This window comes from Pseudoalteromonas sp. NZS71, from assembly GCF_015864715.1.
GTDB lineage: Bacteria > Pseudomonadota > Gammaproteobacteria > Enterobacterales > Alteromonadaceae > Pseudoalteromonas > Pseudoalteromonas arctica.
This window is the reverse complement of sequence record NZ_JADYWS010000001.1, coordinates 242,745-258,547: the sequence shown is the minus strand read 5'-3', so window position 1 is coordinate 258,547 and position 15,803 is coordinate 242,745. Positions and strand designations below refer to the sequence as shown.

The 15,803-nt window shown below is 39.8% G+C and carries 17 protein-coding genes and 1 pseudogene; 11 read left to right on the top strand and 7 right to left on the bottom strand.

Annotation, left to right across the window (positions count from 1 at the left end; translation table 11 throughout):
• From I6E85_RS20880 to I6E85_RS01035, 10 genes and pseudogenes are all read left to right on the top strand, one after another.
• Window positions 1–159, top strand: a pseudogene (locus I6E85_RS20880) (IS3 family transposase); the annotation flags it as partial.
• Window positions 156–413 carry a hypothetical protein gene (locus I6E85_RS01075; RefSeq protein ID WP_197236470.1) on the top strand — a complete coding sequence of 86 codons (258 nt, stop codon included), beginning with the start codon at window positions 156–158 and terminating at the stop codon, window positions 411–413. The pseudogene I6E85_RS20880 and the gene I6E85_RS01075, both read left to right, overlap by 4 nt.
• 129 nt (window positions 414–542) lie before the next feature.
• Window positions 543–845: a hypothetical protein gene (locus I6E85_RS01070; RefSeq protein WP_197236469.1), complete on the top strand. Its 303-nt coding sequence runs from the start codon at window positions 543–545 to the stop codon at window positions 843–845.
• A gap of 115 nt (window positions 846–960) precedes the next feature.
• Window positions 961–1,278, top strand: coding sequence for a hypothetical protein (locus I6E85_RS01065; RefSeq protein ID WP_007584349.1), 318 nt, complete (start codon window positions 961–963; stop codon window positions 1,276–1,278).
• Window positions 1,279–1,779: 501 nt separating this feature from the next.
• Window positions 1,780–2,076, top strand: coding sequence for a YcxB family protein (locus I6E85_RS01060; protein ID WP_139016245.1), 297 nt, complete (start codon window positions 1,780–1,782; stop codon window positions 2,074–2,076).
• A 502-nt stretch (window positions 2,077–2,578) separates the two neighbouring features.
• Window positions 2,579–4,117 (top strand): glucan biosynthesis protein, encoded by a 1,539-nt coding sequence (locus I6E85_RS01055; protein WP_101163243.1) that lies wholly within the window; start codon window positions 2,579–2,581, stop codon window positions 4,115–4,117.
• Window positions 4,118–4,416: 299 nt separating this feature from the next.
• The gene (locus I6E85_RS01050) at window positions 4,417–5,604 is read left to right on the top strand and encodes a hypothetical protein (protein WP_024591955.1); all 1,188 of its coding nucleotides are present in this window, start codon (window positions 4,417–4,419) and stop codon (window positions 5,602–5,604) included.
• Window positions 5,605–5,907: 303 nt separating this feature from the next.
• The gene (locus tag I6E85_RS01045; protein ID WP_024591954.1) at window positions 5,908–6,270 is read left to right on the top strand and encodes a 2OG-Fe(II) oxygenase; all 363 of its coding nucleotides are present in this window, start codon (window positions 5,908–5,910) and stop codon (window positions 6,268–6,270) included.
• Window positions 6,264–6,512, top strand: a complete 249-nt coding sequence (locus tag I6E85_RS01040; RefSeq protein WP_081709180.1) for a DUF1272 domain-containing protein — start codon at window positions 6,264–6,266, stop codon at window positions 6,510–6,512. The genes I6E85_RS01045 and I6E85_RS01040 overlap by 7 nt, the downstream gene beginning before the upstream one ends.
• A gap of 44 nt (window positions 6,513–6,556) precedes the next feature.
• Window positions 6,557–6,859, top strand: a complete 303-nt coding sequence (locus tag I6E85_RS01035) for a hypothetical protein (protein ID WP_024591953.1) — start codon at window positions 6,557–6,559, stop codon at window positions 6,857–6,859.
• A 138-nt stretch (window positions 6,860–6,997) separates the two neighbouring features.
• Here the strand turns inward: I6E85_RS01035 and I6E85_RS01030 are convergent, their stop codons facing one another.
• The 7 genes from I6E85_RS01030 to I6E85_RS01000 form a co-directional block, all read right to left on the bottom strand.
• Window positions 6,998–8,281 carry an allantoate amidohydrolase gene (locus I6E85_RS01030; RefSeq protein ID WP_197236468.1) on the bottom strand — a complete coding sequence of 428 codons (1,284 nt, stop codon included), beginning with the start codon at window positions 8,279–8,281 and terminating at the stop codon, window positions 6,998–7,000.
• Between the two features lie 13 nt (window positions 8,282–8,294).
• Window positions 8,295–9,524, bottom strand: a complete 1,230-nt coding sequence (locus I6E85_RS01025) for an alanine--glyoxylate aminotransferase family protein (RefSeq protein WP_121954396.1) — start codon at window positions 9,522–9,524, stop codon at window positions 8,295–8,297.
• 3 nt (window positions 9,525–9,527) lie between these two features.
• Complete coding sequence (locus I6E85_RS01020) at window positions 9,528–10,352, bottom strand: sulfite exporter TauE/SafE family protein (protein ID WP_197120554.1); 825 nt, start codon at window positions 10,350–10,352, stop codon at window positions 9,528–9,530.
• Entirely contained in the window at window positions 10,340–11,941 is a 1,602-nt protein-coding gene (locus I6E85_RS01015) for a gamma-glutamyltransferase family protein (RefSeq protein WP_197236467.1), read from the bottom strand. Before I6E85_RS01015 ends, I6E85_RS01020 begins: the two co-directional genes overlap by 13 nt.
• The gene (locus I6E85_RS01010; protein WP_197236466.1) at window positions 11,938–13,140 is read right to left on the bottom strand and encodes an amidase family protein; all 1,203 of its coding nucleotides are present in this window, start codon (window positions 13,138–13,140) and stop codon (window positions 11,938–11,940) included. Before I6E85_RS01010 ends, I6E85_RS01015 begins: the two co-directional genes overlap by 4 nt.
• A 406-nt stretch (window positions 13,141–13,546) precedes the next feature.
• Window positions 13,547–14,029: a putative 4-hydroxy-4-methyl-2-oxoglutarate aldolase gene (locus I6E85_RS01005; protein ID WP_024591947.1), complete on the bottom strand. Its 483-nt coding sequence runs from the start codon at window positions 14,027–14,029 to the stop codon at window positions 13,547–13,549.
• Between the two features lie 3 nt (window positions 14,030–14,032).
• A complete protein-coding gene (locus I6E85_RS01000; RefSeq protein ID WP_004334664.1) occupies window positions 14,033–14,686 on the bottom strand; it encodes a TetR/AcrR family transcriptional regulator in 654 nt (217 codons plus the stop codon).
• A 181-nt stretch (window positions 14,687–14,867) separates the two neighbouring features.
• On the opposite strand from I6E85_RS01000, the gene yddG reads away from it, so the two are divergent.
• Entirely contained in the window at window positions 14,868–15,782 is a 915-nt protein-coding gene (gene yddG / locus I6E85_RS00995; protein WP_024591946.1) for an aromatic amino acid DMT transporter YddG, read from the top strand.
• Window positions 15,783–15,803 lie beyond the last annotated feature (21 nt).

Sequence of the window (15,803 nt, the reverse complement as noted above, 5' to 3'; positions counted from 1 at the left end):
GTTGGATATGGAAATTTTATAGATGCTAAATATAGCGTTAGTGATTATATCAACGGATATTACAACAACGTTAGGCCGCATCATTATAATGCCGGTTTAGCGCCAAATGAATCTGAGGTTAGATATCAAGATTCTAAAACTGTGGCCAAATTTTATTGACCACTACAGGTAAAGAAACTTTTAAACTAGTTTGTCAGCCTAAAATCACTGTGGGGAAATTACCAAAAAACTGGGTTAGTTCTTGTAACGATATCGGCAAGAAACTTCTGGAGTTAGCTGTCGAAAACGGAGTGAAAGTCGATCCAGTTGACAAAGTATTTGGTATGGCTGGTGACTTTGCTCAAAAGGCTTCTAGTGATCTACCAGAAGATATTGTCCCCGCAGCAATTGTTAGCCGAGAATTTGGTAGTTAATGGTTTATAACAAGTAATAAACTAGGACAAATAACATTTTTCTGCGTCTCTATTTTAACTTACTATTATTTGGCTGTTAGAGCTATTCTACAGCCTCGTTATACGCTTCTAAAGCTCGGTGTAAATAAAATGTTTGATGATGTAATTATACTTGCTACCAAGTTACTTGAAAGCGATGATGATTACTTAAATATAGTTATGAATCTTTGTCAAATTGGAAATAAAAAGTATGGTCAATGCTGGAATACTGAGTTTCATGTATTTGGTGTAATTTCATCTGATACAGATCATTTACCTTTAATTCATGTTAGAGAAAGATGTTCCGCTGAGTTCTTAGTTAAATCAGATAAAGAGTTAGCTGAAATTGTAGAGTATTACCGATCTGATGTGGTGATAGCTTGTAATCTAATAGTGAGTAGTAAAAACGTATAACAAGTCGTAAAGCAGAACAAAAAAAATCTGGTTTTTACTGCTATGTCGCTTACTTTAGCAAATATATTTTGCCTATTTAAGGCAGTACTAGATATAAAAATACAAGGATGCATAATTGAATTATTTAAATTGGTTACAAAAGACATACCCAGAGCTAAATGAGATATCAAATGAAACTATTAACTCTCATATCGACAAAGCAAAGTCTGATACAGAGCTTTTTAGGGAATTCATTAAAGTATTAGGTAGCTTATTTTTTATTATCCCGTTCAACTTATACCTTTATATTTCGGGTATTCAGGCATCTAACAGCCCTTTATATTGGTTTTTGGTTGTGGCTTCAATTGCTGTTGGTGGTTTTATCGGGCTTTATTGCGAGCAAAAGGTCATTAAAAAACGTCTTAAAAAAATAATACAGTTAAAGGCGTTTTAAATGACTAATGATGAAGGGCAGTTAGGGTGACCTTATTCTAACCGTTACGGAAATTATCAATTATAGAATGGTAAACAACTTGGCTTTATTAAGCCTGATTCTCTTTAAAATAAAAAGCGGAATATTACGGTCAATAAATGCATGGGTAAATTGATTTTAAGTTGATAGGAACTCAGCTATGGTTTGTTTATCAATAAAAAATAAAAAACGAGTTAATCTACAGGCTAATTATACGTATCTCAGATTATGGAGAATCTTTTGAATCTTAAAATTAAAACATCTAAAGCCGACTATGACGCTTTTTACGCTCACACAGCATCTAAGGTGTTGAAATCCTATACATGGATACCCATGCTTAAAAATGTGTGTCTTTGGTTGGTGCTAACTTTTAGTTTTATGTCCTTCTTTCAGTTTCAGTCTGGCGGAATAGAAAATAAGTTGTTCTTTTCTGTTTTCACATTATCCATTTTATTTTTTATTTACGTCGCTCTCAGTAAATTTATGGAAGTGAAAATTGCACAATGTTTTACACCAAATGAAAATGGAATAATGATTGGTCCTAAAGAGTTTGAAATAAGCGCTGATGGTATAAAAGAAATCCACCAATATGGTTATAACTTTTATGACTGGGATGTTGTAGAGCATATCGAAGAAGTTAATGGTTCAATCTATATATATGTTGATAAAGTACTTGCCATAATTTTCAACCCTGAGTCGTTGAAACCTGATAAATGTAAAGAAGATCTTTTAGCTACGATGAACAAACACGTAACAACACGCCCTGAGGTGGACGACTAGTCAAATTTAGCTATTAATTGCAAATTTTAAAAGTGGTGAGCCTATTTGTTTTTCAACACCTAAATGTAATCCTTATCGATTTAAATACCAGAGTTCTATATAGGCTTACCCTTCACTTTTTACTGCTTATAATACGCTTTAGCCCAAATCAACTATGTAACTACAACGAATAGAAAAACCAGCCACTCTACAAATATTTGCCTTGGAATAGTGGGCAACTAAAACCTAAATATATCCATACCTCTTGACGGCTTCGTCCAATAAACAGCGCAATCTCCGTTTATTTTCACTTCAGCGATATCATTAAACGCGCGCAATTTCCCTTAAAACCAATTCCCGTAAAAACAAATTAATTATGGGAGGACCTGTAGTCAAATAACAATACTTTAGTAAACGCTAGTTCATATTACGTCACGTAATATCTATACAGAACTTTAAGTTAAACATACGTTCGTGCAGCGTTCCTATTTTTATTTGACTCAATTTATTGGACATTCTTTTTATGAAATTAAAGTTATTTATCGCAATTATTTTTAGCACTTCGATGTCGTCTTACGCGACAGAAGCAGTAGATAAAACGGAGTTTTCATTCGAAGACTTAAAAGCCCTAGCAAAAGCTTCAGCCGAAAAGCCCTATGCGCCAACTAAGGTGCCAGCGCCGGAGTTAATCGATAAAATTACGTATGACGAACATTGGAAAATACGCTTTAAAGAAGATGAAACCTTATACCCAAGTGGAAAAAAGGCACCTGTACAATTATTTTACCCTGGCAGATATTTCCCTGAGCCAGTAAGTATTTACATCAGAGACGATAAAAATCAGGTTCAAAACGTACCTTTTAGTAATGACGTTTTTGATATGCCAGCTGATAGCCCAGCTCACGATCTCCCAGAAGGGTTTGGATTTGCAGGCTTTAGAATAATGCGCCCAGATATGAAACCAGATTGGATATCTTTTTTAGGTGCGTCTTATTTTCGTACTGATGGGCCAGAGGGGCAATATGGACTGTCGGCTCGAGGTATCGCGATTAATACGGGTATGAATCAACCAGAAGAGTTTCCGCGCTTTTCTGCATTTTGGATTGGTCCTGCAGAGAAAAAAGGTGAAAGTGTGTCTGTTTGGGCATTGCTTGAAGGGCCTTCTATTACTGGTGCTTATCGATTTGGTTTAAGCAAAGATAACAAAGAAGCCAAAGGCCATATTACCTCTGTAACGGCTAATTTGTATATGCGCGCCGATGTTGAACGCTTAGGTGTAGCACCGCTAACTAGTATGTATTGGTACTCACAAAAAGATAAAACAGAAGCTAAAGACTGGCGCCCTGAAATTCACGATAGCGATGGCTTAGCTATTCACACAGGATCGGGTCAATACGTTTGGCGCCCATTAAATAATCCTCAGTCGGTGTCGACCAATAGCTTTATTGATGAGAACCCAAAAGGGTTTGGTTTAATCCAAAGAGATCGTGACTTTAATAACTACCAAGACGACGGCGTATTTTACAATAAGCGTTCATCAGCGTGGATTAAACCTACTGACGATTGGGGCAAAGGCGCAGTACAGTTAATCGAAATTCCTACAAAAGATGAAACGTTCGACAATATTGTTGCCTACTGGGTGCCCGAAAAAGAGGCGCGCAAAGGCGACGAGTTTACCTTTTCTTATGATATTGAATGGCGTCCACTCGATCCAAAATCAAAAAACCTTGCAAGCGTTGTAAATACTCGCCAAGGCTTAGGCGGGATCCCCGGCCAGCCTATTCCTGAAGGCGTTAACAAAATGGTGATTGATTTTGAAGGTCCAGTATTTAAAGGCTTAGATAACAAAAGTGGTATAAAGCCGATTGTTGAAGCCAGCAACGGTGAAATACTAGAACCTATTGGAGTTTATCCGGTAGTTGGTACAAACCAATGGCGATTAGCGTTTGACTACAAACAAGCTAACAACAATCCGGTGAACATACGCGCGTATTTAGTTGATAAAAATGATGAAGCTATAACTGAAACATGGGTAAGTGATGCAAAGGTAACTATTAAATAAGCTTTAAATAAGCATTAAAGTAAAACGGGTGGCTATATTTTGATTTGCTTCGTAATTATAGCCATCATAATATTTACTTAATCGAGCGTTACGAGTAAATATTAGTTAAAGTCACTGTTTAGCATATTGTTCTTAAATGAACTCAGGCGCTTTTTATCCTTATTGACCTAAAGCATTAAATAATTGTTTAGTTACTTTTTTAATGCTTGGCTTTATGTATGCTTTAATTAAATTTATAATTAAAGCATACAAATTACGTGCATAAAAAGTAATGGATACAAATTTTAGTGGAACTTAATATGACATTTTTAAAAAATGTAAAGCAACAAGCTGCGACTAGAACGCCCTCTGAATTAGAGCGTTTATGGCAGCGAATTGAAAAACATACTAAGCGTAACGCAAACTTTGATATTAAAAAGCAGACCCTGTTTTCTCAATTTCAAGAACAAGTAGAGCACCATGAGCAACTCCAAGCTCAAATGATTGCAGAACAAATTATTCATTTTAGTAAGTTTATCCAACGTAAAAGTTTAACTATTGAACAGCGTAATGAACTTGTGGATTGGATAAATGAAGATTTAGATTATTTGTCAGAACATCCATTCATTGGCGAATTGAATGTTGAGGAAGTGTCTCAAATTTTTCAATCTTACCTAAATAAATATAACCAAGATACGGTTAGTACAATCCCTTCTTCAGAGTTAAATATATTACGTAAGATGTTACAACAAGATTTCCCCGGTTTAGAATTAACAGATGACGAACTGAGAGAAATAACAGCTGAGCCTTCATTGCTTTATAAGCACCTTGACGAGCAAGGTTTTGGTGAGGAGAAAGATGATGAAGCGTTTAGTGCAGATAATATGCACTATGAACAAGATGAAGATTGGGATGACTTTTTTGACCAACACGAACGATTTGATCGCGATGAAATTAAACAACAAAAAAACAACTCAAAATTAGAAAAGTTATTTAAAGGCTCGCAACTAAACAAAATGTATAAACGTTTAGCATCTAAGTTGCATCCAGATAAAGAATCTGATCTTGCAAAAAAAGCAGAAAAACACGAACTAATGCAACAGTTAGTACAAGCTCGAAAAGAGAAAGACGGTTTTACTTTATTACAGCTTTACATAAGCCATTTTGACGACGATGTCGATTTTGATGAAGAAACCAAAGCAAACTTAATACCGTTACTGCAAAATAAAATAATCGAGCTAAATGAACAGCATCGCCAACAAAAAGAAAGTAATGACCAATATACAATTGTGTGGCGTAAGTTTAATGGTCGTAGTAAAGCGCAAATTAAAGATAATTTTGTAAACCATTTAGCGGCGCTAAATAATGAATGTGATGAAATTGCTAAACGTTTAGAGTATTGCACTACGGTTAAATCACTTAAAGAAGAGCTTAACAACCGAATTATGAATAAACGTCATATGCCCATGTCTTTAGAGGCGGCTCTCGAAAACATGTTCAATTTTTGATGAATTAACAGTGACGCCAGCCTAAGTTTTTTCATTAAGTTAGAATGGCTGTCCTGTTTAGCTGTTTCTTTACGCTGCGGCAACTGTATTGTCTTGTTCATAATGTAGAAAAACTGCAAAACGCGATGTATTAAGAAAGATAAGCCCTTAGTTCCTCAATAAAGTCACTCAAACGCCCTTTTATATCCCACGTAAAATACAGTAAAGGATTGAACCAAAATATGAACTCGGCTATGGTTTGTTTATCAATAAAAATAAAAAAACGAGTTAACTTACTGTTTGTTAGCTGTTTTGAGGGATTGTATGTTTTTTTTGAGTAAATTATTTTGTTGGGAGCGAGGCAGGCAAAAGTCAGGCTACGATAAAATGTTGATTTGTGGTGCTACGTGGCCAATTAAATTTGATACATATTTGCTTAAATTTCCACAAGGAAGTGAAATAGCACCACACACAGACAAAGTTGCATCTGGTAAACACTATAGATTGAATATAGTGCTTAAAAAAGCAGATTTGGGTGGTGAGTTTATTTGCAGTAATCCGATATTTGAAACAAAGCGGGTTAAGCTATTCCGCCCTGATGTAAGTGAGCATCAGGTATCAAAAGTTATAAAAGGTAATAGATATTTACTCAGCATTGGGTGGATAAAAGGGAGCTCTAAATGCTAGATTTAAGACCTAATTGTGAATGTTGTGATAAGAATCTACCTGCAGAGTCCAGTGAGGCTTTTATTTGTTCATTTGAATGCACGTTTTGTTCTAGCTGTGCTCAAACGCTGTTAAATAACGTGTGCCCAAACTGCTCAGGTAATTTGGTTCAGCGGCCAATTCGCCCTTTGGCTGCACTAAAAAATTACCCTGCATCGACTAAGCGGGTATTAAACGAAAGTGTTTGTGCGCAAAACACATAAGAACATAAAGTATAGTAATTACATTTTCTGGGTATGGAGATCTGATGAGAAAATCCTTTGAATTTACTGTTAAGTCAATCAAAGTTAAAATAATTAACGCTTGGTTTAGTGGTGCTAAATTATATGTAAATGGTGACTTACGAGATACTGACAAAACTTTGTTCGCTTTTAGGAATAATACTTTACTATCTGCAAATTTAGGTGAGTTGGGTGTTCTTGAAATCAAGCCATTATCGGGTCTAATTACGACTGAAATGGATGCATATTTAGTTAACGATACGAATATTCAACATGTATATAGCTCACATAAACGCCTTAGCTTGAAAGAGCAAAGGGTAGCTCGATAAAGCTGCTTTAAGTAACATGTATTCCTGCGTTTTCCTGCAATTAGTAACAACCTCCAAATGACTTTGAGGAGGTTTAAGCCCCTAAATATACCAAGTTAATCTATTTGGTTTACTCTATTAATTCAAAACTATTCAAAACTATTCAAACTCTTTTACATAAAGCAAAAGCGCGCTGTACATTACGCTCAGTGCTTTAGGAACATCCTCATTAATAACGGCTTCTGCAGGGTGGTGGCTTATACCGCCAGGGCTGCGTATAAATAACATGCCAACGGGGCAAATTGGAGCGATTGCCATTGCATCGTGCCCAGCGCCTGAAGCAAGTGAAGGCGATGCTTGGTTATTGAGTTTACATGCGCTTGAAAACAAATGCTGAATTTGAGTATCACACGCAACGGCATCGGCGGCATGAGTCCATTGCCAATCAAGCGTTAAATTGCGTTTGCTTGCTATAGATTGAGCGCTGCTTTGTATGGCGCTTAGTAAGTTAGCGAGATCGGTGTCGCTTTGTGCACGTGCATCTAGGCTTATGGTTGTTTTACCTGCAATCACGTTTGTAGCACCGGGGCGAGATTGTATTTGCCCTACGGTGGCAACTTCGCCATTACTCGCGTTTTTTGCTAGCTGCTCTATGGCAAGAGTAAGTTCGGCGCAGCCTGCTAGTGAATCCTGCCTCAAGTTCATTGGCGTTGTACCCGCATGACCACTTTGCCCTGTTAGGGTAAGCATGGCGCGTTTAGCACCTGCTATAGCCGTTACTACTCCGAGCGCCTGATTAACCGATTCGAGTACAGGGCCTTGTTCAATATGAGTTTCCCAGTAAGCTAGTAATTCGTTTTTGTTTAGTGCGGCCTTTGCGTAGTCGTTAGGGTTTAGGCCAAAGTCGAGCATGGCTTGGCGCATAGTTATGCCGTTTGTGTCTTCAATGTTTAGCCACTGTGGGTCAAATTCGTTGGCGAGGGCTTTTGAGCCAATTAAAGTTGTGGCAAAGCGCGTGCCTTCTTCATCGCAAAAGCCCACTACATCTAAATGAAAGGGCAGGTCGAGCTTTAACTTATATGCAAGCGCTGCAATTTCTATCCCCAGCAGTACACCTAAAATACCATCAAACGCACCTGCGTTTGGAACTGTGTCGAGGTGCGATCCTATAATTAAACGTTTAGCATGGGGGTTTGATGATTTAAGCCGCCCCCAAAGGTTGCCCACTTCGTCTTGCCACGATTGCATGCCCGCCTCAACCATCCACGATGCGGTAACAGCGTTACACTCTTTGTGCTCTTTTGATAAGTACACGCGGTGAATACCGCCTTGCATTTGCGATAGTGCGCTGAGAGTTTTACAGCGAGATAAAGCGCGTGTTGCATATTCATCAGCAAGTTCTTTATCTAATAAAGGGCTGTGTTGTGGGCTTACAATCGTCATGCTAAATCCTTGTTTATTTATAGTGAGCAAGGGCTGCAATGGCGGCTTCGCCTTTAGGGCCTTTGTAACCGTTGGCATGCAAGCAAGCGTCTAAGCTTGCAAGTGTTTGTAATACGGTATCTTTTCGGGCGTTGTAGCCCATAGTGCCAATACGCCAAATTTTGCCATGCAGTGGCCCAAACGAAGTGCCAATTTCTATTCCAAAATCGGTTAGCATTTGTCCGCGTACGTGATCGGCATTAATGCCCTCGGGTATATAAACACCCAGTACATTGTTCATTTTATGTGTTAAATCGCCAAATACATTTAAGCCGAGCGCTTGAATGCCTGTTAGCATGGCATCGCCATGTAATTTGTGGCGCGCTACGCAGTTATCCACGCCTTCTTCAATGACTATGCGGGCGCATTCTGAGGCGCAATACAGCATGCTGGTGGCTTCGGTATGATGGTTGAGGCGCTCCTCTCCCCAGTAATTCATGATCATACCTAAATCAAAATAGTTAGAGCGCACAAAGGGCTCTGTGCCGTCGATATGATCGGCTGTGCGAATACCTGCTTCTACCTTTTTACGTTTTTGGATCCACTCGGCGCATTTGTCGCTTAGTGTTAATGGCGCAGACCCAGAAGGACCGCCTAAACATTTTTGCAGGCCAACAGAAAGTGCATCGAGTTTCCATTCATCGGCAGGAAGTTCGTTGCCCACAATAGAGGCGGTGGCATCGCAGTAAAATAGTACATCGTGCTTTTGGCAAATATCGCCAATATGCTCAAGAGGTTGGTTCATGGTGGTGGATGTATCGCCTTGTACCATAGCAAGTACATGGGGTTTTACATCAACAATGGCTTTTTCTATTTGTTCTGGCGTAAACACTTCGCCCCACGGTACTTCTATTGTGTGCACCTTTGCGCCAACGCGTTCTGCTATTTCAGCAAGTAGGTGGCCAAAGCGCCCCATAATTGGCACTAGTACTTTATCGCCTGGGCGTAAAATTGAGCATAATACGGCTTCAATACCCGCGCGCGATGTGCCATCTATTAGCATGGTCCATTCGTTTTTAGTTTTAAAAATTTCGCGGTAACGTGCCATGGTTTCGTTCATAAAACCGGTCATTACTGGGTCGTATTGACCTATAAGTTGCGCCGACATAGCACGTAAAACACGAGGATCTGCATTAATTGGACCTGGTCCCATTAATAAACGCTGTGGTGGGTTTAAGGTTTGAACTTGCGTGTTATTAAACATATTTTAGGCTCCCAGAGTCTGAATAAGCATGCGAATGCCGGTTATCATTAAGACAACGGCAAAAGCGCGTTTTAGTTGTTTTTGATCCAGCTTACTACCAATTTTTACGCCAATAGGCGCAAATAAAATAGTCAGCGGAATAATAAGAAAAAAGGCAGGGAGGTTAACTAACCCCCACGTACCTAGGGGAGCATCGGTTGGCGTTGTGCCAATACTTAATAAGGTAATAACACCTGGTAGCGCAATCAATAAACCAAAAACGGCCGCAGTTCCTACTGCAACATGGGCGCGTACATTAAATGCGTTTAGCATAGGTACGCCAATAGTACCGCCGCCTATGCCAATCATTACCGACAAACCACCTACAATACTTGCCATAACGCCTTGACCAAATTTACCTGGCAGTTGTTTTACAAGCGCAGGTGCGCCGGCTCTAAATAACATGTTTAAACTGACTAAAATAGCAATGCAGGCAAACATGAGCACTAATGCGTTACCGCGAACGGTATGAGCAATAATACTACCGACTACCGCCATAACTAATATAAACGGTGCCCAGTATTTTATTAGCGCAAGGTCAATATTTCCTTTGCTATGATGCGAGCGAATAGATGAAAGCGAAGTAGGTACTATGGTTGCAAGTGATGTGGCAGTGGCTATCATCATTGCCGACTCTGGGCTTACGCCAAAACCTTGCAGTAAAAAATACAGCACAGGGACGATAACAATACCGCCGCCTACACCAAAAAGTCCTGCTAAAATACCGGCAAAAATACCGGTTGCTATTAAGGCTACTATAATTGGCCATTGATTTATTATTTCTGACATTGTGTTCCTGCTGTAGTTACTGTTGCACGTCCATCTGAACGAGGATCTGTTGCAGCTTCAAGGCTTGTAGGTGTATCTAAAATAGCCCCAGCGTGCCCCATCATTTCGTTATTATTATCAACGCTTACCCAATCGTGGTCACGTTGATTTAATTCATGTTCTATATGAAAAACTAACTCTTTTTCAATTTTTAAATTTGTACTCGTATCGCCCCATGTGCGCCCAAGTAACCAACGAGGGTCGCTAATGGCTTGGTTTATTGATTTATTTCGCCATGCGTAGCCTGCAAAAACAGCGGCTTGGGTTTGTGGTTGCCCTTCACCGCCCATAGTGCCGTAGGCAAGGCGACGACCATCGCTAAACTTTGCCATTGCTGGGTTAAGTGTATGAGCCGGCTTTTTATTTGGCGCAAGGGCGTTAATATTGTTATCCGCATCAATACCTTCATTGTTTAAACTAAAGCTTAAACCACGGTTATTCCACACAAAACCGCCTTCGCTCATTAATATTCCGCTGCCAAATTCCCAATAAATACTTTGAATAAAGCTGACTAATTGGCCGTTTTTATCTCTAGCTGCCATCCACACGGTATCGCCAGGCTCTGCGCTAAAAGGCCATTTTTTGGCTTTGGTCATATCAATATTATTAGCAAGTTGGCTTAAGCGATTATCGGTTAGTGCGTTTTTATAATCGTCTCCTAATACTTCAGGGTCAGCCCAAAGAGTAGGGCGATGGGTAAAGCTTTGTTTGGTTGCCTCAACAATTAAATGCATCCAGTCGGCATCGGTTTTAGCTTTGTGTTTTAGTTTATTTACGGCACCAATTATTTGCAGTGAATGCACGCCTTGTGTTGGTGCGGGTAAGTTATAGCAATCAATACCTGATAAGTTTGCATTTAGCGCAGTAACGACCTCGGCTTTAGTATTTGCAATATCACTTACGGTAATTGAGCTACCTGCTTTTGCTAAGTCGGCGGCAAATGAGTTAGCAAGTGCACCTTCATAAAATGCGTTTAAACCCTGTTTTGCTAAGTGTTCAAATGTTGCTGCAAGTTTAGGGTTTTTAAAATGCTGACCTGCTTGCAAGGGCTTACCATTGGGTATATAGAGGCTTTTAAACGCGTCATTGGTATTATTTGCAGCAGCTAGCTTTTCGCAGCCTGCTTGCAAGCTTTTTGTAACGGTAAAGCCCTCGCGAGCAAGTGCAATGGCGGGCGCTAAAATTTTTGACAGTGGCAGTGCTGCGTGTTCATCTAGCTCAAGGGCTTTTTGCCAACCGCGTATTGTACCCGCTTGAGTCAATGCGCTTAGTCCGCCGCGCTCTGGTATTTGTGTGAGCGTGTTATAAGCACTTGTATTACTTGCAGCTCGGCCGCAGGCGTCAATAGCGATGGGCGTTTTTTGGTTTGGGTTATCGATAAGCCAAAAGCTATCGCCACCAATTGAGTTCATATGTGGATATACAACGCTAATAGCAGCGGCAGCGGCTACCATAGCCTCGGTGGCTGTACCGCCTTGTTTTAGTATATTTATACCCGCCTCAGTGGCCGAAAAATGAGACGCGGTAAATGCAATGTTGTGTGTGGTCATGCCGGTGTGTCCTGTTTAAAGTGTGCAGCAAGGTGCTTAACGCAAGCAAGTAGGCTTTTATCGTTACCGTGGCTCATCATTAATGAAAAACCATACGGATGATCATTTGCTAAATCAGCCAGCGGTAAATGCACTTGCGCTGAGCCACTAAGTCCTGCAATTGCCGAAAGCGTAATAATTTGCATGCGTAAGGCGCTTGTGTCGGCGCCTAATTTAGGTGCGGTTGTGGGGGTGGTTGGCAAAAATAAACAGCTGTTTGTATTTAGGTTTTTAGCTATTAGTGTTTGCCATTGGGTTTGTACTTTTAGTGCTTCTTGTTCTTCTTGATCAGTTAGGGCAAGCGCCATATTAAAACGTGCCGCAATTGCTGGAGCAAACTGGGGAAGTTGCCCCGGCAATTGAAGCCAATCTTTATGCGTTTTTGCGATTGCTCGCCCTTGCAGTACTCTAAAACTATCAGCAAGTTCATTTAATAAGTTGCTGTTAGGTAGTTCAAATTCTTTATGGTGCTTAAAATTAGGCTTGGTTTTTTCAAGCAATTGTTTAAGTGGGGCTTGTAAAGCAGGGTCAACGAGTTCAAATAACGGCTCGCAAATAACTAAGGTATCAACGTTATTAATAGCTTGATTTGGTAGCAGTACATTACCTACATCGCTTAATAGCTCGGCGCTTTGGGTAAGCCAACCTATGGTATCAAAAGGCGGAGCCAACGGTATTAGGCCGTCTTTTTCAATCACGTTATGGCTTGGCCTTATGCCATATAAACCACAATAGCTGGCGGGTATTCTAATTGAGCCGCCGGTGTCGGTGCCTAAGCCAGTATCAGCTAAGTTTGCAGCAACGGATGCAGCAGACCCCATACTCGAACCACCGCAAGCATGCCCTTTTAATTTAGGATTTTGCGCAGCGCCATAATGTATATTATTACCCTCTAAGCTATAAGCCAGTTCGTCAGTATGGGTAAAGCCTATAAAGTTACAACCAGCGGTCATGAGCTTATTAACCGAGCTTGCCGTATTTTGAGCCGGTTTAGCTGTTTTAAACCAGTGTGGGTTGCCTGCGCTGTTACGCTCGCCCTTTACTGCAAATACATCTTTTACAGCTAAGCGATTGTTTGCAAGCACCCCAGAGTGGTTTGTTTGCCACAGGGTAGGACCGTGATTGCAAAATATACCTTTGTTGTTTTTTTTATCACTCATTTGCAGCTCATTATTATAAAACTGACCAAGTACTTACTTATTAAGTTAAGAGTGATTAAAAAGCGGGCTGGTTATTATTATAAATACCAATTTTATTAAAAACATGTTCATTCTATCGGATTAAATAGCGCATTCACTGCGTCATTTTCTTCGCGTTATAATAGATCACTAATTTAATGCAATTGCTAAAGCTGTGCTTTTTAATCGGTAGTTTTGATTTTATAGTGCTTAGACTAAGCAAGAGGAATGCCATAAATTAAAACCCTGTCCAACTGGTCAGGTTTTGTTGGGTTGTATGAGATTTGTAAATGTGGGCTATAAAAATAGTGAGATTAAAATGAGCTAAAACAAACCAACTTGGTGCGTAGGTGCACCAAGTTGGTCTCTATTTATATGGTTTTGAGTGCTAAATAAGCGGTGTTTTACTGATGATTAAACCATTAATATCGGCGTAAACCCAATCGTTAGGTTCAATAGTGGTGCTAAGCATGGTAACAGCTTGGTTTTTATCACCAAAGCCGCGCTTTAAGGTACTACGCGGTGTAGAGCCTAGCGCCATTACAGGTAAGTTCATTGTGGCGAGTATTTCAATATCTCGGCAACAGCCATTTATTATTACGCCTTCCCAGCCATTATTTAGGGCACGCTCAGCCATAATATCGCCTATAAATGCAAAGCGTTTGCTCGCAAAACCGTTTATAACCAATACTTTACCTTCACCATTTTCATGCAATATATCGGCGGCAAAAGAGTTGTCTTCTGGGCAGGTAACGGTAACTACTTTGCCATAAAACGTGGTTTTTTTACCAAAGTGATAAAGGCCGCTGTCTGCTACTTGTACGTTATCGCGATGATCGTCAAATAAATCGGGAGTAGTAAAGGATGTCATGGGTTAAGTCTCACTTTGCTCAGGTATTTTAAGACCAATACCTTTTAAAATTATGTGGGCAATTGATTGCGTAATTTGTGCCACATCGGTTTCGTCGTACTCTAATTTGTTCATTACGAGTAAAACCTCAGCCTGAAAGTCGGCGTAATATTGCGTGGTAGACCAAATAGTAAAAAGCAAATGGTAGGGATCAACCTTATCCATTTTATCTGCGTCCATCCATGCTTGAAGTACATCAACCTTTTGTTTAACCCAAGGGCGGGTATTGGTTCTAAAGTAGTTTTGTAAATAAGGGGCACCGCGCAGTATTTCACTAGCAAATAAGCGAGATTGCATTGGCTGATTTACGGCCAGTATTACTTTGCTTTTAATATAGTTATAAAGCACGGTAGCTGGATCGTCGTTAATTGTGACGTTATCGAGCCCTAAGTTCCAATTAGCTATTATGCGGTCGATCACAGACTCGTACAGACCATCCTTACTTTTAAAGTAATACAAAATATTAGCTTTTGGCACCTGCGCTTCTTTAGCAACCATGCTCATACTTGCTCCGTCGTAACCTAGTTGCGAAAACAATTGCTCGGCGGCATCTAAAATTAGTTTTTGGTTTTTCTCGCGTGTCACTTCTTTTTTATTTGGTTTTATTTGTGTGGTCATTGTTGAGTTTGCGTGTTTAACGTATTGATTGATTGTAGCTTTACTGACCAAAAGGTCAATTACTAAAAAGGGTGAATGTTAAAAACAGGCGAGAGGTTTAAGCTATTAACTTTAATTGTTTAATTAAATAATTACTGTTAGTTTAGTTTCAAATTTACGAGTAGTACTTTTGGATTGGCAAATGGATTTTATAAGCAAAAATAAATATACACTATATGGAGTCGCTGCAATATTACTGTGGAGTTGCTTAGTTGCATTACTACGGGATATTTCTGAGTTGTTTAGCCCCATTGGTGGTGCTGCGGCTATGTATTCTGTCAGTGCGATATTTTTAATTTTGGTTATGGGAGTGCCCAAGTTTAGTAGTTTTTCGAAACGCTACTTGGTAGTAGGTACTTTATTATTTGTATCGTACGAAATTTGTTTGGCGCTTTCTATTGGTATGGCAAATAGTCGTCATCAGGCAATGGAAATGGCGGTTATTAATTATTTATGGCCCACGCTAACAATATTGCTCTCTATTATTATTGGGCGCAAAAAAGTAAGTTACTGGGTTTACCCAAGCATGATTATTGCTTTTTTAGGCGTTGCTTGGTGTATTACGGGCGATCAAGAAATGTCGGTCGATACGCTTGTTACTAACTTTGCTGATAATCCTGCTACTTATTTAATGGCATTAGCTGCAGCGTTTATATGGGCTATTTATTGCGTAGTTACGCAAAAGCTGAGTAATGGTAAAAATGCCATTACGTTATTTTTTACTGTTACGGCAATGAGTTTGTGGGCGCAATATGGTTTTAGTAATGAAGCGCCATTAACGTTTTCACTGGGCTCAAGCATGACGTTATTATTAGCTGGTGTAGTCGTGGGGAGCGGTTATGCACTGTGGAATCAAGCTATTATTGGCGGTAACTTAATGCTGTTGGGTACGCTTTCGTACTTTACACCGGTGTTTTCTACTATTATTTCAGCGCTGTATTTATCTATTACGCTGAGTGCTTCGTTTTGGCAAGGGGTTGTACTGGTAACAGTGGGCTCGCTAATTTGCTACTTTGTAACGCGAGAAAAGCCGCAAAGGTTAAGTGCTAAAGTTTAGAGTCGCTGATAGGGGGAGCTT